The 19,852-nt window shown below is 35.3% G+C and carries 19 protein-coding genes; 15 read left to right on the top strand and 4 right to left on the bottom strand.

The window, feature by feature from the left end; all coding sequences use genetic code 11:
- Positions 1–395: 395 nt before the first annotated feature.
- The 11 genes from ptrA (at position 396) to A9G03_RS06255 (ending at position 13,770) form a co-directional block, all read left to right on the top strand.
- Complete coding sequence (ptrA, locus tag A9G03_RS06305) at positions 396–3,269, top strand: pitrilysin (protein ID WP_065798722.1); 2,874 nt, start codon at positions 396–398, stop codon at positions 3,267–3,269.
- 100 nt (positions 3,270–3,369) lie between these two features.
- Positions 3,370–4,242 carry a helix-turn-helix domain-containing protein gene (locus tag A9G03_RS06300; protein WP_065798721.1) on the top strand — a complete coding sequence of 291 codons (873 nt, stop codon included), beginning with the start codon at positions 3,370–3,372 and terminating at the stop codon, positions 4,240–4,242.
- 19 nt (positions 4,243–4,261) lie between these two features.
- Complete coding sequence (aroA, locus tag A9G03_RS06295; protein WP_065798983.1) at positions 4,262–5,545, top strand: 3-phosphoshikimate 1-carboxyvinyltransferase; 1,284 nt, start codon at positions 4,262–4,264, stop codon at positions 5,543–5,545.
- Position 5,546: 1 nt separating this feature from the next.
- Entirely contained in the window at positions 5,547–6,227 is a 681-nt protein-coding gene (cmk, locus tag A9G03_RS06290; RefSeq protein WP_065634840.1) for a (d)CMP kinase, read from the top strand.
- A gap of 110 nt (positions 6,228–6,337) precedes the next feature.
- The gene (rpsA, locus tag A9G03_RS06285) at positions 6,338–8,020 is read left to right on the top strand and encodes a 30S ribosomal protein S1 (RefSeq protein ID WP_065634839.1); all 1,683 of its coding nucleotides are present in this window, start codon (positions 6,338–6,340) and stop codon (positions 8,018–8,020) included.
- A 57-nt stretch (positions 8,021–8,077) separates the two neighbouring features.
- A complete protein-coding gene (gene ihfB, locus A9G03_RS06280; RefSeq protein WP_306453255.1) occupies positions 8,078–8,410 on the top strand; it encodes an integration host factor subunit beta in 333 nt (110 codons plus the stop codon).
- A 358-nt stretch (positions 8,411–8,768) separates the two neighbouring features.
- Positions 8,769–11,012: a DNA internalization-related competence protein ComEC/Rec2 gene (locus A9G03_RS06275; RefSeq protein ID WP_065798720.1), complete on the top strand. Its 2,244-nt coding sequence runs from the start codon at positions 8,769–8,771 to the stop codon at positions 11,010–11,012.
- An 82-nt stretch (positions 11,013–11,094) separates the two neighbouring features.
- Positions 11,095–12,102 carry a tetraacyldisaccharide 4'-kinase gene (lpxK, locus tag A9G03_RS06270; RefSeq protein WP_065798982.1) on the top strand — a complete coding sequence of 336 codons (1,008 nt, stop codon included), beginning with the start codon at positions 11,095–11,097 and terminating at the stop codon, positions 12,100–12,102.
- A gap of 3 nt (positions 12,103–12,105) precedes the next feature.
- Positions 12,106–12,291 carry a Trm112 family protein gene (locus tag A9G03_RS06265; RefSeq protein ID WP_065634836.1) on the top strand — a complete coding sequence of 62 codons (186 nt, stop codon included), beginning with the start codon at positions 12,106–12,108 and terminating at the stop codon, positions 12,289–12,291.
- A 19-nt stretch (positions 12,292–12,310) separates the two neighbouring features.
- Positions 12,311–13,078: a 3-deoxy-manno-octulosonate cytidylyltransferase gene (gene kdsB / locus A9G03_RS06260; RefSeq protein ID WP_065634835.1), complete on the top strand. Its 768-nt coding sequence runs from the start codon at positions 12,311–12,313 to the stop codon at positions 13,076–13,078.
- A complete protein-coding gene (locus A9G03_RS06255) occupies positions 13,078–13,770 on the top strand; it encodes a DUF2461 domain-containing protein (RefSeq protein ID WP_065798719.1) in 693 nt (230 codons plus the stop codon). Before kdsB ends, A9G03_RS06255 begins: the two co-directional genes overlap by 1 nt.
- An 88-nt stretch (positions 13,771–13,858) precedes the next feature.
- On the opposite strand, the gene A9G03_RS06250 is transcribed toward A9G03_RS06255, so the two are convergent.
- Positions 13,859–14,521 (bottom strand): MarC family NAAT transporter, encoded by a 663-nt coding sequence (locus A9G03_RS06250; protein WP_065634833.1) that lies wholly within the window; start codon positions 14,519–14,521, stop codon positions 13,859–13,861.
- Between the two features lie 103 nt (positions 14,522–14,624).
- Positions 14,625–15,143: a single-stranded DNA-binding protein gene (locus tag A9G03_RS06245; protein WP_065798718.1), complete on the bottom strand. Its 519-nt coding sequence runs from the start codon at positions 15,141–15,143 to the stop codon at positions 14,625–14,627.
- Between the two features lie 212 nt (positions 15,144–15,355).
- Here A9G03_RS06245 and corA point away from each other — a divergent pair, with 212 nt between their 5' ends.
- From corA to A9G03_RS06225, 4 genes are all read left to right on the top strand, one after another.
- Positions 15,356–16,297, top strand: coding sequence for a magnesium/cobalt transporter CorA (corA, locus tag A9G03_RS06240; RefSeq protein ID WP_065798717.1), 942 nt, complete (start codon positions 15,356–15,358; stop codon positions 16,295–16,297).
- A gap of 553 nt (positions 16,298–16,850) precedes the next feature.
- A complete protein-coding gene (locus tag A9G03_RS06235; protein ID WP_065798716.1) occupies positions 16,851–17,822 on the top strand; it encodes a glucokinase in 972 nt (323 codons plus the stop codon).
- 11 nt (positions 17,823–17,833) lie between these two features.
- Positions 17,834–18,082 carry a YcgL domain-containing protein gene (locus A9G03_RS06230; RefSeq protein WP_081297552.1) on the top strand — a complete coding sequence of 83 codons (249 nt, stop codon included), beginning with the start codon at positions 17,834–17,836 and terminating at the stop codon, positions 18,080–18,082.
- On the top strand, positions 18,079–18,501 hold the full coding sequence (locus A9G03_RS06225; RefSeq protein WP_065798715.1) for a YcgN family cysteine cluster protein: 423 nt from the start codon (positions 18,079–18,081) through the stop codon (positions 18,499–18,501). The genes A9G03_RS06230 and A9G03_RS06225 overlap by 4 nt, the downstream gene beginning before the upstream one ends.
- A gap of 29 nt (positions 18,502–18,530) precedes the next feature.
- Here A9G03_RS06225 and A9G03_RS06220 read toward each other — a convergent pair whose 3' ends face one another.
- Positions 18,531–19,088, bottom strand: a complete 558-nt coding sequence (locus A9G03_RS06220) for a YggT family protein (protein ID WP_065634827.1) — start codon at positions 19,086–19,088, stop codon at positions 18,531–18,533.
- Positions 19,089–19,124: 36 nt separating this feature from the next.
- On the bottom strand, positions 19,125–19,826 hold the full coding sequence (locus tag A9G03_RS06215) for a YggS family pyridoxal phosphate-dependent enzyme (RefSeq protein ID WP_065798714.1): 702 nt from the start codon (positions 19,824–19,826) through the stop codon (positions 19,125–19,127).
- Positions 19,827–19,852: the final 26 nt, after the last annotated feature.

Below are 19,852 nucleotides of genomic sequence, written 5' to 3'. Positions count from 1 at the left end.
AATTGTATAATATTGCTGACAAGTTGACTGTCAACATTCACAACAAGATTTAAGGTGTTTGATTTTTAGGTAAATAGGCGACGAAGAAAATCGAGAAAGATTACGTTGTAATTGACTCGTTTTTCTATCTCAATCCAATATTGTTATTGAACGTAACTTGTGACTTAGTTGATGACTTACATTTAACCAAGCTCTTTTTAATCTAGTAATGGCGTCAAAAATGTGGCGGGTAAATTGCCATAATAGATTAGTGATACCTAGTGCTTTCAGATTATGATTTACTAGATTATCTTTTATTTAAGATAGATAATAGAAAACTTACATCTCAATTTTTAACCAGATAAATTTATCTGATTAAATTCATCATAGAATATGACATATTAGGCGGAGAATATATGCATAAGATAAAAATAACGCTCTTAATTGTGCTAGCTTTTTTTTACTTCAATTCATCTTTTGCGATTGAAAACAAACTTTCACATCCTGTTTTATTAGAAAAGGTTCAACAAAGTGATCGCGATAATCGCCAATACGAAGTCATCGAACTAGCCAATAAAATGCGTGTATTATTAGTATCCGATCCTAAAGCCGTGAAGTCATTAGCATCGCTCGCCTTACCTGTTGGCTCTTTACAAGATCCTGCTGATCAACAAGGTTTAGCTCACTATACTGAACATATGGTCTTGATGGGGTCAAAAAAGTATCCTGAACCAGCTAGTTTTTCTCAATTCTTAAATCGCCATGCAGGTAGTTATAATGCGAGTACTGCTGCTTACCGGACTGCTTTTTATTTTGAAGTTGAAAATGGCGCATTTAATCATGCGTTAGATTATTTAGCTCAAGCGATTGCTAACCCTATTTTAGATCCAAAATTTGCAGATAAAGAGCGAAATGCCGTTAATGCTGAGCTGACAATGGCCAGATCAAACGATGGTTTTCGTATTGGACAAGTTGATTCTGAAACAATTAATAAAAAGCACCCTGCGTCACAATTTTCAGGGGGAAATTTAGAAACCCTAAGTGATAAATCAACAAGTAAATTACACGATGCGTTAGTTAATTTTCATAAAAATTATTACTCAGCTAACATTATGGTAGGGGTTGTCTATAGCAATCAATCTATTAATAAATTGGCAAAACTTGCTGAATCTACGTTTGGTCAAATTCCTAATAACAATATTCAAGCCCCAAAAGTTGAGCAAACCGCTATGACAAGTGACGTATTAGCTAAACAAATTACTATGTTACCTGCTCAGCCTAAAAAATTGATGCTGTTACAATTTCCAATTGAAAATAATTTAGTTAAATTTGCCGATAAAAGTGATGAATATATTGCTTATTTAATTAGTAATCGTAGTCAAAACACGTTATCAGAACAATTACAAAAGCAAGGATTGATTGAAAACATTAGTGCATCAAACGATCCTATTCGTTATGGTAATAGTGGTGTTTTTAGTATTAATGTAAGTTTGACGGATGAAGGCCTTGCTCAAAAAGATAAAGTGATAGCGGCTATTTTCAATTATTTACAATTAATACAAAAAGATGGGGTAAAGGATTCTTATTACGAAGAACTTAAAAAAGTATTAGCACTTGAATTTAAATATCAAGATATTGAACGAGATATGTCTTATGTTGAATGGCTATCTGATCAGATGTTGCTTTATCCAATCCAAAATATTTTAAACGCTGACTTTATTGCATCGCATTTTGATAAAGATGCGATAATCAACCGTCTAAAGAGCCTAACGCCAGATAATGCTAGAATTTGGACCATTGCACCAAATCAACCTACCGATAAAGTTGCCTATTTTGTTGAAGCACCTTATAAAATTGATGCTATAACTAGTGAACAAAAATCAAATTGGTCGAATTTAGCAAAAAGTTTTTCGTTTACTTTGCCTGAACTAAATCCTTATATTCCAGATGATTTTACGATTGTTAACCCAAATAGCAATCAATCTGAGCCTTTAGAATTTAATAAGCGCGGTAATCATATCCATTTTGTTAGCCAATATTTTGGTCAAGAACCTAAAGCCGCAATTGTCGTTTCATTACGTAATAATCAAGCATTTAGTGATGCGAAATCTCAAGTTGCGTTTGATTTGCTCGATTATCTTGTTAGCCGTAATCTAGCACAACTTCAATTCCAAGCTAATGTGGCCGGCATTGAATTGTCGACTGGTCGTGATAATGGTTTGATGGTGACAGCTAATGGTTTTAATCAGCACCTTCCCGAAATGGTATTAGCGGTACTTAATCGTTATCAGCAAATAATTGTTGATGAGCAAAGTTTAGCCTTAGCTAAATCGTGGTATATCCAAAAATTAGATGCAATTGAGCATGCGAATAGTTATCAGTTAGCAGCCAATCCTGTCAATGCATTATCTGTATTACCTCATTACTATGAACGTAATTTAAGAAAACAAATCACAGCAGATATGAGTGTTAACGATATTGTAGCTTATCGTGATGAGCTGATGACGCATTCAGTTCCTTATATGCTAAGTTTAGGTAATTTATCGAATCAAAGCTCGTTAGATCTTTATCATAAAATTCAAGAAAAATTTGCATCTAACGCGCAATTTACACCAACTGATAACCTTAAAATTAATGCACCATTAACGGCACGCATTACTCAAGAGGCGAAAGCAACTGATAATGCTTTAATGATGAGTTATATTCCGACTAATTATGATCGAAATTCGAGCCGCGTCTTGAGTTATACGCTTTCGAAGATTATATCGCCTTGGTTTTTCGATCAATTACGATCTAATGAACAGTTAGGTTATGCTGTTTTTGCTGTATCAATGTCAGTAGGCGATTCTTCTGGTATTAGCTTTATTATACAAAGTAATCAATACGATCCTGCTTATTTGCTAGGCCGTTATCAGCATTTCTATCCAATTATGCTGCAAAAATTACAAGCATTATCCAAAAATGATATAGAACAATATAAAAAAGCGGTGCTTGATGAATTGACGATGCCACCTCAAACGTTAAATGAAGAATTAGAACGTTATCTGGCTGATTATCGTTTATCACATTTTTCGTTTGATTCACGCGATAAGAAAATAGCCGAAGTGAAAAAAATTGATAAACAAGACCTAATTGATTTTTATAATAACGCTATTGTTAAACAGAAAGGTTTGGTGTTTGCTTCGCAAGTATTAGGGCAAGCGTCACAAGGTTCGAAAAAACCTGAAGCGATTACTGAATATACTGAATTTGCAGATGCATCAAAATTACAAGATGTTTTGCTAAAATAGTTGACTAAAATGTGGATGTTACCTTAAACATTTTTAGCGAAAATTGGCATTGTTATCACCTTGTGATACACTGCCAAGATTCGAATATTTTGAGTCAATTATGATTAGTGAAGCAATTGATTATTTGGCAATAGGGCAGCGATTACGCGCTTACCGTATTGCCGCCTCACTTAAAGCCGAAGATGTAGCTAAGAGTTTAAGAATTTCAAGAGCTGCTGTTTATCGCTTAGAAAAAGGTGAAATCGTTAAAATTGAAACATTAGAGCGATTAGCCCTATTGTTAGATACCTCTTTAGGTAGTTTACTTGGTATTGATACTGAATATTATTCAAGTGGTGAAGGGTTTTTTGAACGCATGCGCCAACTGGAAGAACAATCTACCCATATTTATTCACACTTTGATCCCTTCTCTTTTTTGCTAACTTCACCACACTATTTATCGCATTTGGCTATGATGCTTGAGGAGTCCGGTGAAGCGATTGAATCAGATAAATATGCGGTGAGTTTATCAATTTTGAAACATCGTAAAACGCAATTTTATCAGTCTGTTCCTAAAGTGATTAATTTAATAAGTTTACGCAATGTTGAGCGTTTTTTGCATATTGGTTTAGTCGGTAATTTAACCATTTCGCCGGGAAAAAAATCGGAAAGAATGTTATTAGCGCGTCAAGAAGTTTATCATTTAATTGAACTTTTAGAACACCAATCTTATGCGCCGACAATTGCTATTACTGAACAGGCTATTCCGTCGATAGCTTTTCAAATCTTTTATCAAGATCAAAATCCGATCTCTTTAGCGATGAGTCCATTTCGTTTGGGGGAATTACCCAATGTGACAACGGGGATTGCTTCAATTACTTCATCATTTGATGCAATCAAGCGATATCGTTCTTTATTTGATAAATTATGGCAAAATAGTGCTAAAGATAAGCAAGCTATTGATTTGTTAAAAGCGACGCTAGAAAAATTTTAAAAAATATTTATAGAGAGTGATTATGTTATCTATAACATTACAACCGATAAAAAAAATTAATGGGACAATCAATTTACCTGGGTCAAAAAGTGTCTCTAATCGAGCATTACTATTATCTGCACTGAGTAAAGGTAATACCCGTTTGACCAATTTGCTTGATAGTGATGATGTACGTTACATGCTTGATGCTTTGAAGGCTTTAGGTATTAAGTATCAACTATCTGATGATCGCACTATTTGTGATATTCAGGGCATCGGTCATCACTTGCAAGTGACTCACCCTTTGGAATTGTTTCTTGGAAATGCTGGCACTGCGATGCGTCCATTAACAGCGGCATTATGTTTGGGTAACAATAATATTATATTAACAGGCGAACCTCGTATGAAAGAGCGCCCAATAGGGCATTTAGTCGATGCTCTGCGTCAAGGCGGTGCTAAAATCGACTATCTTGAAAACGAAGGTTACCCGCCACTGCATATTCATGGTGGTTTTAGTGGAGGCAATATTAACGTTGATGGAACGGTTTCAAGTCAGTTTTTAACCGCTTTATTAATGACTGCACCGCTAGCGGATAAAGATACCGAAATTACCATTATTGGTGATTTGGTTTCGAAACCTTATATTGATATTACAATTAAGATGATGGCGATTTTTGGTGTCACAGTTACCAATCATGATTATCAAAAATTTACCATTAAAGCCAAACAATGTTATCAATCTCCTGGCAATTATTTAGTCGAGGGTGATGCTTCGTCCGCTTCTTATTTTTTAGCCGCTGCGGCAATTAAAGGCGGTACGGTGCGTGTTACTGGTATAGGTAAAAAAAGTTTACAAGGTGACACCCAATTTGCACATGTACTTGAAAAAATGGGTGCTAAAGTGATTTGGGCAGATGATTATATTGAATGTACTCGGGGTGAATTAAACGGTATTGATATGGACATGAACCATATTCCCGATGCAGCAATGACTATTGCCACTACAGCTTTATTTGCTAAAGGACCAACTACTATTCGCAATATTTATAACTGGCGCGTAAAAGAAACCGATCGTTTATATGCGATGGCAACTGAACTACGAAAGGTTGGGGCTACGGTTGAAGAGGGGCCTGATTATATTACTATAGTTCCTCCTGCAAAATTAACGCATGCAAAAATCGAAACATATAACGATCACCGCATTGCAATGTGTTTTTCGTTAGTTGCATTATCAGATACACCGGTGACCATATTAGATCCTAAATGCACAATGAAAACTTTTCCAGATTACTTTGAACAATTTGAACGATTAAGCGAATATTAATATGACTAAAACTGTTCCCGTAATTGCCATTGATGGACCTAGTGGCGTAGGTAAAGGCACATTATGCCAAGCATTGGCTAATCATTTTAATTGGCACCTTTTAGATTCGGGGGCTATTTATCGAGTATTGGCATTTTCAGCCTTGCAACAAAACATCGCGCTTGATGATGAAAGTCAGCTTGTTAAATTGGCGTTAAATCTGCCTTTAACCTTCGATTCTACGGGGGCTGAAGTAAAAGTTTTATTACAGAATAACGATGTAACTAACGCTATCCGCACCGAACAAACAGGTGGAGCCGCATCAAAAGTGGCCTCGTTAAGTCAAGTGAGAGTTGCATTATTACAACGACAGCGTGATTTTAAACAGGTACCAGGGTTGATTGCTGATGGCCGCGATATGGGAACCGTTGTATTCCCAGATGCACCAGTCAAAATCTTTCTCGATGCCAGTGCGCAATCTCGAGCAGAAAGAAGAATGAAACAGTTGCAAGATAAGCAAAATCATGCTAAATTCGCCGAAATTTTGCAGGAGATAACTGCGCGTGATGAGCGTGATCGTAATCGGGCTGTTGCACCGTTAAAACCTGCTGTTGATGCACTTATAATTGATACTACATCACTTTCTATTCAAGATGTTTTTAATCAATCTATTAAGTATATAAACCAAAAACTCGAGCAATAAATTTTTTTATTGCTTGAACCAAGCTCCACAAAAGGATAGGTGGAGTTCCGTAAACAACCCCACAAAACATGATGTAATGTGGACGTTAATATTAATTTAAGTATATAAATATGACTGAATCTTTTGCTCAACTCTTTGAAGAGTCTTTAAATCAACTAGACACTCGTTCTGGTAATATGATCCGTGGTACTGTCGTTGCAATCGACAAAGATGTTGTTTTAGTTGATGCTGGTTTAAAATCTGAATCAGCAATTCCAGTAGAGCAGTTTAAAAATGCCCAAGGCGAATTAGAAGTTCAAGTAGGTGACGTTGTTGACGTTGTTCTTGACTCAATTGAAGATGGCTTTGGTGAAACAATCTTATCTCGTGAAAAAGCTAAACGTCATGAAGCGTGGCTGACACTAGAAAAAGCAGTTGAAGATGCTGCAACAGTTTTAGGTGTTATCAATGGTAAAGTTAAAGGTGGCTTTACGGTTGATCTTAATGGCGTGCGTGCGTTCCTACCAGGTTCACTTGTTGACGTTCGTCCATTACGCGATACTTCACATATTGAAAATCGCGAAATTGAATTAAAAGTTATTAAATTAGATCAAAAACGTAACAACGTTGTTGTTTCACGTCGTGCAGTTATCGAATCTGAAAATAGCGCAGAAAGAGAACAACTTCTTGAAAATCTACAAGAAGGTTCAGAAGTTAAAGGTATCATTAAAAATCTTACTGATTACGGTGCATTCGTTGATCTTGGTGGGGTTGATGGTTTACTTCACATCACTGATATGGCTTGGAAACGTGTTAAACATCCAAGTGAAGTGGTTGAAGTGGGTCAAGAGTTACTTGTTAAAGTGCTTAAATTCGATAAAGACCGTTCACGTGTTTCTCTTGGCTTAAAACAATTAGGCGAAGATCCATGGGTTTCAATCGCTAAACGTTACCCAGAAGGAACAAAAGTAACTGGTAAAGTAACTAACTTAACTGATTACGGTTGTTTTGTTGAAATTGAAACTGGTGTTGAAGGTTTAGTACACGTTTCAGAAATGGATTGGACAAACAAAAACATTCACCCATCTAAAGTAGTTAGCTTAGGTGATGTGGTTGAAGTCGTTGTTCTTGAAATTGATGAAGAACGTCGTCGTATCTCTTTAGGTCTTAAACAATGTAAACCAAACCCATGGTTACAATTTGCTGAGTCACACAATAAAGGTGATAAAGTTAGCGGTAAGATCAAATCAATCACTGACTTTGGTATCTTCATCGGTTTAGATGGCGGTATTGATGGTTTAGTTCATCTTTCAGATATCTCTTGGAATATGCCAGGCGAAGAAGCAGTTAAAGCTTATAAGAAAGGTGACGATATCGAAGCGGTTGTGTTACAAGTTGACGCAGAGCGCGAACGTATTTCTTTAGGTATTAAACAATTAGAAGATGATCCTTTCAATAATTTTGCTGCAAACTATAAAAAAGGCACTATTGTTAAAGGTAAAGTGACTGCTGTTGATGCTAAAGGTGCAACTATCGAAATTGCTGATGGTATTGAAGGTTACTTAAAAGCTCAAGATATTGCTCGTGAACGTATTGAAGATGCAACTACTGCACTGAAAGTCGGTGACGAAGTTGAAGCTAAGATTGTTAACATTGATCGTAAGTCTCGTGCGATTTCATTATCAGTACGCGCTAAAGATGAAGCTGATGAAAAAGAAGCACTTGCTGCTGTAAATAATACTGCAACTCAAGAAGAAGCATCATTTACTAATGCAATGGCTGAAGCTTTCAAAGCTGCTTCAAAAACTGAGTAAAAATTGTTTATGTAAAGAGTAAAGAGGGCTTGCCCTCTTTTTCTTTTGTGGTATAAAATAAATCAGTTATATACCACACAAAATAAATTAGGAGTGACCATGAACAGATCAGATTTAGCCGAAAAGATAGTTAACTGGCGGACACACCTTCCTGTACAACTAGTTGATGATGCTGTAAGAGATATTATCGAACAGATCGCTTTAGCTATGGAAAGTAATGATCGTGTTGAAATTCGAGGTTTTGGTAGTTTTAGTTTGAACTATCGTGCCCCACGTAAAGCGAGAAATCCTAGAACAGGTGGTAATGTTGAAGTTAAACATAAATATATCCCTCACTTCAAGCCGGGTAAAGAATTACGTGAACGAGTTAATAATGCTGCCAAAGCATAAGTTTGCATAATATTACAAAAAAACCTTTGACTAAAATCAAAGGTTTTTTTATTTATAATAATACAGGTATTCATCTAATGCTTGCAGCACCATTCTAGATTACCGACACCTCTTCTTTAGCTGTGATTCGAATTAACGTAAAAAAAGTTTATCTAAAAATCAGTTTAGTTTTGTAAAAGTTTATCAACTAATCAATAAAATGGAAGCAACCTCTAGAAATTAGCAAATGGAATATTTTGAGAAAACGGTTATATGATAGCTTGATAGCCAATCAAAATTAATCCTATCAAAATCAATGCGGCAACTTTTTTCACTGGATCTATTAGCAATAATTTTTTCTTTAGGTTGTTTGCCACTTATGTTTTTACCTTCATTACCTTCTTATGAACAGTGGTATATGCTAGCTATTGTTCTTGTTACTTTTATTTTGATTGTCCCATCAACGTATTATCGCTTTACAATCATGATTGCGGTATTTATCCTTAGCTTTTTATGGTCTACTGCTTATAGTCATCAATATTTATCTAATATTGAACCTTATATCGATAAGACCTTGGTTGTGCAAGCTAAAGTCGAAACAATTGATGTTCAAGCCCAAAACATAACAGAACCGTATTATATAAAATTTGCCCTAATCAATTCTGACCAGCATTATTTGTCTTTTAATCCGACTATTTCAGTCTATTGGGATCAGCCAATTATTCCTAAAGCTGGTCAAATTTGGCAACTTACGTTGAAAACCAAAGTCAGCCAAGGTTATTTGAATGAAGGGGGTTTTGATAGTCAACGCTTTGCAATTGCCAACAGACGCCTATTATCAGCAAAATTAAAACAAGCTAAATTACTTGAAGATAAGCGTGGTGTTAGACAAGTTATAGCAGATTATGCGTTACCCTATATTAATCTATGTGTTTACCGAGGAATCATGATTGCGCTTGCTTTTGGAGAGCGCACACAAATAAGTGGTGAAGATCGCCTAATAATGATGCAAACAGGTATAGCTCATTTAATGGCAATATCTGGTATGCATATTCTTTTAGTTTTTTATTTTTGTTGGTTTATTGTTAAAACAGCTATGTTTTTACTGCCAAATCGTTATATACATTATTTTGTACCAATCATAGTTGGTTGGCTAAGTGCGTTATTTTATGCTTGGCTAACAGGATTTAATCCGCCAACACTACGTGCAATATTCGCACTATCAATATGGATATATTTACGCTATCAAAGCTACCATTTAAGCGCTTGGCAAAAAGTTAATCGAATTATTGCAATATTACTCTTATTTGATCCGTTGATGATTTTATCAGAAAGTTTTTGGTTATCTTGCTACGCGGTTATCAGTTTACTCTTTCTATCCCAATGGATGCCTTTACCACACCGTTTTAAGCAAAAAAAGCGTTGGTATTTAATCCGGTTATTGCATCTACAATTTGGCTTAACATTATTATTATTACCTATACAATTTTTTATTTTTCACGGGATAAGTACTGTTGCATTATTCTCCAATTTAATAGCAATTCCACTTATCACACTATGTACCTTTCCTGCTATTTTATTGGCACTATTATTTAGTTTGGTAAATTGTTTTTATTTATCCTTGTGGTTTTGCTTTATTGCGGACATTTCTCTTAAAGGATTATTTTTATGTTTAAAAGCAATGAATATGTTGTGGTTGACGTTACCGGCTAATTTTTATCTACTAAGTTTAATTGGTTGGTTGATGATTATTGTTATTCGTACTGAACTTTGGCGTCATTTTTTCGTGACTATATTGTCTATTTTATGCTTAATGATTTCACCATTTTTTGTTGTTCTTGATTATGTTTGGCGAGTAGACATGTTAGATGTTGGCCATGGGCTTGCTATTGTGATTCATAATGGAAAGTCAGCTATTTTGTACGATACAGGTGCTAAATGGGATAAAAATTCAGTAGCAGAGCAGGTCATTATACCGTTTTTATTGCAGCATAATTTAACAGTTGAAGGCATTATTATTAGTCACCAACATAATGATCATATTGGTGGGCTGAATATTTTAAAGCGTATCTATCCAAAAGCGTGGCTGATGAGTTCATCATCATCATTAAATAATGATTATTTATGCTTAGCGGGTAATCACATTACGTGGAAACAGCTTTCTTTTAATATTTTATGGCCTAAAAAGCTTGTTAATTATGCACAAAATAAAGACTCATGTGTGATACAAATAACTGATGGTCGATTCTCGGTATTGTTAACGGGGGATTTAGAGCGAACGCAAGAGTATCAGTTAATTGAACAATATGGAGTTAAATTATCTTCAACATTTTTACAAGTTCCTCATCATGGTAGCATGAGCTCATCAAGCTATGCTTTTTTAAATCGGGTAAAACCGAAAAGTGCATTGGTGTCGACTTCGCGCTATAATGCTTGGAACTTACCCGCAGATAAGATTACTTTACGTTATCATGAACTTAACTTAGATTATCATGTTACTGCAAGGACAGGTCAAATTAGTCTATTTTTTAATAAATTAGCGTGGAATATCAAAACAATGCGGGAACAAGTGAGTCCTAGGTGGTATCATGATTGGCTTGGGCGTTTACCTATTTATGAGTAAAATAATAGCCAATATCGCAATATTTATATTACGTCAGATGTGGCAGTAATGGTAACAAAACATAATCAAGTGATAATAAATGATGATTGAAAAATTATGGTATGGTAAAAATAGACTATATTGGTTACTTATTCCTTTTTCTTTGTTGTATGGTTTGATTGTTTTTGTTCGTCGCCAGTTATATCGATTCGGCCTTTTAAAATCATGGCATTCACCTGTTCCGATTGTTGTTGTTGGCAATTTATCCGTCGGCGGTAATGGTAAAACACCTTTCACGATTGGTTTGATTCAAGCTTTACAAGCTAAAGGGTTACATGTTGGTGTCGTTTCACGAGGATATGGCGGTAAAGCTGATTCTTATCCCCTGATTTTAGATGACAATACAACAACAGCCCAAGCGGGTGATGAACCGGTTCTGATTTATCAACGCACTCAGGCGCCTGTTGCGGTAGCACCGAAACGGGTTGATGCGGTCAAAGCTTTATTACAACACTATCAGTTAGATGTTATTTTGACTGATGATGGCTTACAACATTATGCGCTAGCTCGTAACATAGAAGTTGTTGTAGTCGATGGTAAACGTCAATTTGGCAATGGGTGGTGGATTCCTGCAGGTCCAATGCGAGAGCGACAAAACCGTTTAACGTCAGTAGATTTAATAATCATTAATGGTGATAGCGATAGTCTGTTAGCTGAGAAATATCCTAATAAAACTTATACTATGCAATTGGCTCCCAACTATGCCATTAATTTGCTTACTCAAGAAAAAAAACCATTATCTTCGTTACAAAATATCTGTGCTATTGCTGGAATTAGCAATCCTAAACGTTTTTTTGACATGTTAACAATGATGAATGCGGATTTAATTAAAACGGTATCATTTGCTGATCATCAACAATTTACTTTGCCATTGTTAACAGATATAGCAACTGATCAACAAATTATTTTAATGACAGAAAAAGATGCAGTAAAATGTCAGCAATTTGCATTACCAAATTGGTGGTATTTACCTGTAGATGCCATTATACCTATGCCAGCAATTAACCATATCTGTTCATTATTAGCGGATATAACATCACATAGAGAATAAAATATGAAAACGCTTCTTCTTAATGCTATTGCTTGCCCTAAATGTCATGGCAAATTGCAATATGATAAAGAACATAATCAGCTAATTTGTCAAACTGATAAATTAGTTTTTCCTGTAAAGGATGGTATTCCCGTATTACTTGAAACCGAGGCAATGGCACTGACTCAAGTAAAATTTAACCAAGAATAGAACATTACAAGGATTAGTTATGAATTTTTCTGTTATTATTCCAGCAAGATATGCATCAAGCCGTTTACCTGCAAAACCTTTAGCAGATATACATGGTAAACCGATGATCGTACGAGTGATGGAACAGGCAAAAAAGTCATCGGCAAATCGAGTCATTGTTGCAACCGATCATCAGCAAGTTTTCGAGGTAGTAAAAAAACATGGTGGTGAAGTGATTCTAACCAGTGATAAACATAACTCGGGGACTGAGCGTCTGGCCGAAGTTATTAATACCTTTCAATTTGCTGATGATGAAGTGATTGTTAATGTTCAAGGTGATGAGCCACTTATTCCCCCTATTATTATTGATCAAGTCGCTGAAAATTTAGTGAAATATAAAACAGGCATGGCAACTTTAGCTGTGCCTATTGAGTCGGTTGAAGAAGCGTTTAATACTGGCGCGGTTAAAGTTGTAATGGATAAAGATGGCTATGCACTTTATTTTTCTCGAGCGACTATTCCTTGGGAGCGGGATCGCTTCGCGAAAGCTAGCAATTTATTTAATCAATCCAGTATTGGTGATTTTTACCTTCGCCACATTGGTATTTATGCTTATCGAGCAGGTTTTATTCGTCAGTATATCAACTGGGCACCTTCTTCACTTGAGCAAATTGAAATGCTTGAACAGCTTAGAGTTCTTTGGTACGGTGAAAAAATTCATGTTGCAGTAGCTAAAGAGTCACCTGCTATTGGTGTTGATACGCAACAAGATTTAGAAAAAGTCAGAGAGTTATTTAAGGAGCAATAATGGCCATATTTAACGGCTTTTCTCAAGCGGGTTTAAATTTTTTACAAGATGCTTGGATTCACAACAGTAAAACTTGGTTTGATGAACATCGTTCTATTTATGATAACGACTTAGTTAAACCATTTAAGTTATTGGTTGAACAATTAACCCCAGAAATGTTAAAAATTGATGAGTGGTTTGAAACCAAACCTGCGATAGGTAAAACCATATCACGCATCCATCGTGATACTCGATTTTCCAAAGATAAAACACTGTATCGAAGCCGATTGTGGCTAACATTTAAACGACCAAACAAGGATTGGAAAGAAGCGCCTGCTTATTTTTTTGAAATTAGCCCGAATAGTTATCAATATGGTTTAGGTTATTATTGTGCATCCAAACAAACTATGGATATTTTTCGTGAAGAGATTGCTAATGATACTGCTAAGTTTTTAGAGATGATTCGTTGCGTCAAAAAACCTTTTGAGTTGGTTGGTGAAAGCTATATACGACCACTGATTAAAGATCAAGATGAAAAGATAGCAACATGGTATAACCGTAAAAGTTTAGCTGTTATGGTAACCAATAATCATATAGCTGATGTACTAGATAGTGATCTGCCAAATAAATTGATAAAAGGATTTAAAAAAATTGTTCCTCTTTATGATTATTTAATGCGGGTTGAAATGATCAAAAATATACCTAAACTTTAATTGATGTCAGAACAGTAGGGCATCAACGTGCCCTATGGCTCATTATCAGTTAGTGCTTGGGTTAACTATCTGTATATTATTTAACCTATTAAATATTGGGGAAATTTAATACCAGCTCTTTTACGCCGTTAATGATAAATTGGGTACCGACACAAACTAATAAAAATCCCATAATTCTAGAGGTTGCTTCAATACCACTTTTCCCCATAAATCGCATGATACTGCCAGCACTACGCATACAAAACCATAAAATAATACACAATAATAGTGGCACCATTATAGAAGTGGTATAAACGACCCAAGTCGATACGTTGTAACCACCACTTTTAACCGTTGAAGCCATACTAATAATCATCGCAATCGTACCCGGGCCAGCAGTACTCGGCATTGCTAGTGGGACAAACGCAATATTGTTTGATGTTTCTCGTTTTTTTGCATCGGCTTCTAACGTTTTATGAGAAGGTTGCTGGGGGAATAGCATTCTAAAACCGATAATACCGACTATCATTCCACCCGCAATACGTAATCCAGGAATTGATATACCAAAGGTATTCATCACTAATTGTCCACCATAAAATGAGACAACCATGATAATAAACACGTAAATACAAGTCATTTTAGACTGATAGTTACGCTCTTCATTGGTCATATCACCGGATAAACCTAATAGTAATACAACAGTCGTTAATGGATTAGTTAATGGTATGAAAAGAATTAGACCAAAGCCAATAGTTTGTACAAGTTCCAGCATATCAATTTCAAGACTTAATAAAAAACATTAAGATAAGTATAATTGAAATTGATAAGATATGATACATGGGCGTAATAAAACGCCCAAAAAATCATTTGGTTGATTAGAAAGGAATATCGTCATCAAAATCCATTGGTGGTTCAGGGGCTTTAGGTTGTGATGTCGGTGCACTTTGAGTTGCTTGTCGGGTTGACGCTGGCGCTGATGAAAAATTATTTGCGCTTTGCCCCCAATTTTGTGAGCCATCATCAAAGCTTTCGTTACTTGAGCCACGCGATCCCAAAATTTGTAAGGTTCCCCCCATAGTATTGATAACTACCTCAGTGGTATACCGATCTGTTCCCGATTGATCTTGCCATTTTCGAGTTTGCAATTGTCCTTCAAGATAAACTTGCGTTCCTTTTCTAATGTATTCGCCAGCAATTTCAGCTAATTTACCAAACACGACAACTCGATGCCATTCAGTGCGATCACGGTTTTCACCGGTTTGTTTATCCTTCCATGATTCTGATGTTGCAACACTAAAATTAGCGACAGCATTACCATTCGGCATGTAACGGACTTCAGGATCTTGTCCTAAATTACCAACTAAAATGACTTTGTTTATTCCTCGATTTGCCATTATAAACTCCTAAAAATTGCATAAAGATTTAATTTCGATATTGTAGCATGAGACAGAAGTAACATCACCGTATTTAATTTAATTATGCGAGCTATTATCCATTTTTAAACATTGAGAAAGATTTGTCTTACCATAGGAATTTCTTATTATAACAGGTATAATGCCACACATTTGTTGTGTAGTGTTCTAAACATATTTTTACTGGAGGCCTTATGATTAATGCGTTTGGACTAAAAAACAAACAGTTAGTGAAAATTAATGAAGGCGATATAAATAATGCGACTTGGGTTGATTTAATTGAGCCAGAAGAAGCCGATCGTGATTTTGTTTTAACCCATTTAGGACAGAACTTAGCAACGAGCATAGAGTTAGATGATATTGAGGCGTCAGCCCGTTTTTTTGAAGATAACGAAGGATTACATGTGCATTCTTTCTTTTTTTATGAAGATGCAGAAGATCGTGCAGGTAATTCTACTGTTGCATTTACAGTCCATAATGGACGTCTTTTTACCTTAAGAGAACGAGATCTTCCTGCGTTTCGTTTATATCGAATGCGGTCACGATATCAGAGCATGATAGCCGGTAACCCTTGGGAAGTATTACTCGATCTATTTGAAGTTAAAGTTGAGCAGTTAGCCGATCAGATTGAAAATATCTATAGTGAATTAGAAGAGTTGAGCTTAATTATCATGGATCGCTCTTCGCAAGAACATTATGATGAAGCGATTACCTCTTTAGCCGAGTTAGAAGATACCGCATGGAAGGTAAGACTTTGCTTAATGGATAGCCAAAGAGCGGTGAACTACTTAGTTCGACGAGCAAAAATGCCCGTTGATCAGTTAGAGCAAGCACGTGAAGTTATTCGTGATATTGAGTCACTTGTTCCACATAATGAATCCTTGTTCCAAAAAGTAAACTTTTTAATGCAAGCTGCGACTAGCTTTATTAATATTGAACAAAGCCGAATTATCAAGATTTTCTCAGTGGTGTCAGTTGTATTTTTACCGCCAACGGTAGTTGCTTCGGCTTACGGAATGAACTTTGAAAATATGCCAGAATTGAAATGGGAATATGGTTATCCATTCTCATTAATATTAATGTTACTTGCTGGTGTCGCACCTTATATCTATTTTAAATTAAAAAAATGGTTATAGATAAAAGCATATTAATTATGGTTCGAAATTATTACTATATTGATTTATTCTCGAGTTATCACCTTGATGTTAATCAAGGTTAACTCGTTAAGCATATACTCATAGTAGAAAGTGTTCATCTTGATGCTTATTATCAATGATTACTGTGCAAACTGTTGATATGCTTTGACTAAGTTTATGAGTAAAGATTATCAATTAATTTGAGACAAAAAGAGTAAAGAATCACAATTAGTTTATTAGTACTACTTTATAAATAGTATGACCAGTGTTAAACAAGAACAGTCATTTATACAATGACTACATATGAATAACGCCGAATAAAGCGAAATTCAAACAGTTCTTGCTTACTTTTTTAGGCGTACAATAATTGCATGGGTAAGAAGCAAAGCATCTTAAAATAACGTTATGTTTCACGCCAAAAATCATTGCTAGCGGTGAGATTTTTAACTTATTTGACTCGCTTTTTAACAAGTAGCTCAAAAATGCTTTAAATACCGATGATTTTGTACGCAGCAATAGGATTTAAAAACAATTTGTAATAGAAGGGAATAACATGAGTCAATATGCTTTAGTCACTGATATTGGTGGAACCAATGCCCGTTTTGCGTTGTACGATTTAACCACTAACAAATTATCTGCTATCACAAAAGTTCTGATTTCAAAAGATGATGATCTATTAGTTTTGATTAAAAACTATCTTACTAATCAATCAATCAGTGTCGATATGGCCTGTATCGCAATTGCTTGCCCTATTGATGATACGGATATGGTGAATATGACCAATAATAATTTGTCGTTTTCACGTTCAGCGCTGATTAAAGCATTAAACTTAAAACAACTTGAAGTAATTAATGATTTTACGGCTGTATCGACCTCTATTCCACAATTAACCGATAAAGATTTAGTAAAAATTGGCGGTGATGACGCCGATTTAAATTACCCAATTGCGATTTATGGTGCTGGAACTGGTCTTGGTGTATCGCATTTAATAAAAGTTAATCAACATTGGATCAGCTTGTCTGGGGAAGGTGGGCATACCGAATTACCAATGACCAATGAGAAAGAAGATCGTCTTTTAGCTGAGTTACGCAAAAAGTTTGGTAGGGTATCGTCTGAGCGATTTTTATCTGGAAATGGTATTGTAAATATATACCAAGCATTATTAAACATTAATAATCGACCTATAGAAGAGATTACGCCTGATGTAATTGTCAAAAAAGCGTTGTCCAATAGCTGTCCACTCTGTTTAGAAACGCTAACCTATTTTTGTACTTTTATGGGACGATTTGGTGGTAATTTAGCATTAACACTGAACACACAAGGTGGCGTTTACATTGCTGGTGGCATCGTACCACGTTTTATCGAGTTTTTTAAATCTTCACCTTTTCGGCATGCTTTTGAAAACAAAGGGCGAATGTCGTACTTGGTTAAAAAAATCCCTGTTTATGTCATTACTCATGAAGATCCTGGTCTATTAGGTGCAGGTGTTTATTTACAAAATAGTCTTAATAAAATGAAGGAGTAGGTTCATCGGTTATGATGTGGTGTTATATTTATCGAAGTCCAAAAAAAGAAAATTGTTATTTATATCTGGAAAAGGAGAATGATTTTTCTACTATTCCTGAAAAAGTAATGTCAATTTTTGGTTCACCTGTATTGGTGATGAAAGTATTATTAGACGGTAAACGCCGTTTTGTTGTTGGTACTTCAGATGAAATAGAAGAAAAAATAAAAGCAGATGGTTTTTTCTTACAAATGTTAAAAGAAGATGATTTTAAAGTATGACAGAGCGATTTTGGGAATCTAAAACGTTAGATCAATTAACTGATTCACAATGGGAACAGTTGTGTGACGGCTGTGGTCAGTGCTGTCTTAATAAGTTGATGGATGAAGAGACCGAAGAAATCTTGTATACCAATGTCGCTTGTAACTTGCTTGATTCTAATACGTGTCGTTGTAAGCATTATCACAATCGTTTTAAATATGAGCCTGATTGTATTAAGTTAACGCGTGAAAATCTTCTTACTATTGAATGGTTACCGTTAACTTGTTCTTATCGTTACTTTTTACAAACAGGGCAGCTGCCAGAATGGCATCCACTCATTACCGGTGATAAAAAGCTTATGCATCAGCTAAGAATATCAGTTAAGAATCGAATTGTGTATGAAAAAGATATAATTTGTTGGGAAGATCATATTTTATAAAGGGAGAATACTCCCTTTTTTAAAAGCTTTTATAATATTAGCCAAATACTTCCGACCACATCGATGGCAAATAAATTTAAGAACATTAGAATAAAGATAAAAATCATAAATGAAATATCAATCATGCCAATAGGTGGAACAATGCGTCGAATTGGTGCGATAAAGGGTTCAGTCAACTCTGCGAGTAGCTCATCAGCGACCGATTGTCCACGGCTTACCCAACTTAGGATAGCTCTAAATAACAGTAACCAAAATAATAAATGACCAAAGGCGTGTATCATAGCAGCAACGGCATATGCTAAATACTCAGGACTCCAAACAGGCGCATTAATCATGGCAAAATGCAAAATAAAAATAATTTTAACTAACGCGACCAGATAGAAAATTAACCAGGTTGCACTATCAACTCTTCCTATTGACGGAATTACTTTACGTAATGGTCCAATAATGGGTTGAGAAATGCGAACTATAAATTGAGTAAATGGATTATGAAAATTAACTCTTACACTCTGCATCCATAGACGTAAAATGATCACATACAGACAAACAGTTAAAACAGCTCTTCCCAAGAAGATCAGTGATATCATTTAACACTCCTAAAAATTTTATAAGTTTGCAATATATCATAAATACTGCCTTGCGCCAAAGATCGCCGAGCCAATTCTAACCATAGTACTGCCAGCAACAATTGCTGCTTGCATATCAGCAGACATTCCCATAGATAATGTATCAAGAAATGGATAATCTATTTGTAGTGATTTTAAAAGTTGTTGCATCTGCTTAAATACATCTAATTGCTTGTTAAAGTCATTCTCGATTTCAGGAATAGCCATTAAACCACGTAAATTCAAATTGGGTAATGCTATAACTTGCTTAACTAACTCAGCGACTTGATTGGGTGCAATACCAGACTTGCTCGCTTCTTGGCTTATATTAACTTGAATTAATACATTAAGTTTATTCATATTGGCTGGTCTTTGTTCATTTAATCGCTGAGCGATTTTAAAACGATCAATTGTGTGCATCCAATCAAAATTTTCTGCCACTAATTTTGTTTTGTTTGATTGTAATGGGCCAATAAAATGCCAAATTAAAGGGGCATTGGGCATATTTTGTTTAAAAAATTGAATTTTTTCGACGCCTTCTTGAACATAGTTTTCGCCAAATGCAAACTGACCAGCACTAATAGCTTGTTCGATTAATGTCACAGGTTTTGTTTTACTGACGGCAATTAGTTCTATGCTATTGGGATCTCTTTCGCATTCTAACGCAATATTTTTAATTTTGTTTTTAATGGTGAGTATATTGTCATGTACTGTATTCATGTGAATCCCGAATCAAAGTTAGTTGG

The organism is Gilliamella sp. wkB171, from assembly GCF_001693755.1.
Taxonomy (GTDB): Bacteria; Pseudomonadota; Gammaproteobacteria; order Enterobacterales; family Orbaceae; genus Gilliamella; species Gilliamella apicola_F.
Note: the sequence above shows the minus strand (reverse complement) of the source record. Positions and strands in the feature narration are given on the sequence as shown.

Excerpts from the sequence above, each read along its gene's own strand:
- ptrA (WP_065798722.1), top strand. The coding sequence starts at position 396 with ATGCATAAGATAAAAATAACGCTCTTAATTGTGCTAGCTTTTTTTTAC.
- A9G03_RS06300 (WP_065798721.1), top strand. The coding sequence starts at position 3,370 with ATGATTAGTGAAGCAATTGATTATTTGGCAATAGGGCAGCGATTACGC.
- cmk (WP_065634840.1), top strand. The coding sequence starts at position 5,547 with ATGACTAAAACTGTTCCCGTAATTGCCATTGATGGACCTAGTGGCGTA.
- rpsA (WP_065634839.1), top strand. The coding sequence starts at position 6,338 with ATGACTGAATCTTTTGCTCAACTCTTTGAAGAGTCTTTAAATCAACTA.
- A9G03_RS06275 (WP_065798720.1), top strand. The coding sequence starts at position 8,769 with ATGTTTTTACCTTCATTACCTTCTTATGAACAGTGGTATATGCTAGCT.
- lpxK (WP_065798982.1), top strand. The coding sequence starts at position 11,095 with ATGATTGAAAAATTATGGTATGGTAAAAATAGACTATATTGGTTACTT.
- A9G03_RS06265 (WP_065634836.1), top strand. The coding sequence starts at position 12,106 with ATGAAAACGCTTCTTCTTAATGCTATTGCTTGCCCTAAATGTCATGGC.
- kdsB (WP_065634835.1), top strand. The coding sequence starts at position 12,311 with ATGAATTTTTCTGTTATTATTCCAGCAAGATATGCATCAAGCCGTTTA.
- A9G03_RS06255 (WP_065798719.1), top strand. The coding sequence starts at position 13,078 with ATGGCCATATTTAACGGCTTTTCTCAAGCGGGTTTAAATTTTTTACAA.
- A9G03_RS06250 (WP_065634833.1), bottom strand. The coding sequence starts at position 14,521 with ATGCTGGAACTTGTACAAACTATTGGCTTTGGTCTAATTCTTTTCATA.
- A9G03_RS06245 (WP_065798718.1), bottom strand. The coding sequence starts at position 15,143 with ATGGCAAATCGAGGAATAAACAAAGTCATTTTAGTTGGTAATTTAGGA.
- corA (WP_065798717.1), top strand. The coding sequence starts at position 15,356 with ATGATTAATGCGTTTGGACTAAAAAACAAACAGTTAGTGAAAATTAAT.
- A9G03_RS06235 (WP_065798716.1), top strand. The coding sequence starts at position 16,851 with ATGAGTCAATATGCTTTAGTCACTGATATTGGTGGAACCAATGCCCGT.
- A9G03_RS06230 (WP_081297552.1), top strand. The coding sequence starts at position 17,834 with ATGATGTGGTGTTATATTTATCGAAGTCCAAAAAAAGAAAATTGTTAT.
- A9G03_RS06225 (WP_065798715.1), top strand. The coding sequence starts at position 18,079 with ATGACAGAGCGATTTTGGGAATCTAAAACGTTAGATCAATTAACTGAT.
- A9G03_RS06220 (WP_065634827.1), bottom strand. The coding sequence starts at position 19,088 with ATGATATCACTGATCTTCTTGGGAAGAGCTGTTTTAACTGTTTGTCTG.
- A9G03_RS06215 (WP_065798714.1), bottom strand. The coding sequence starts at position 19,826 with ATGAATACAGTACATGACAATATACTCACCATTAAAAACAAAATTAAA.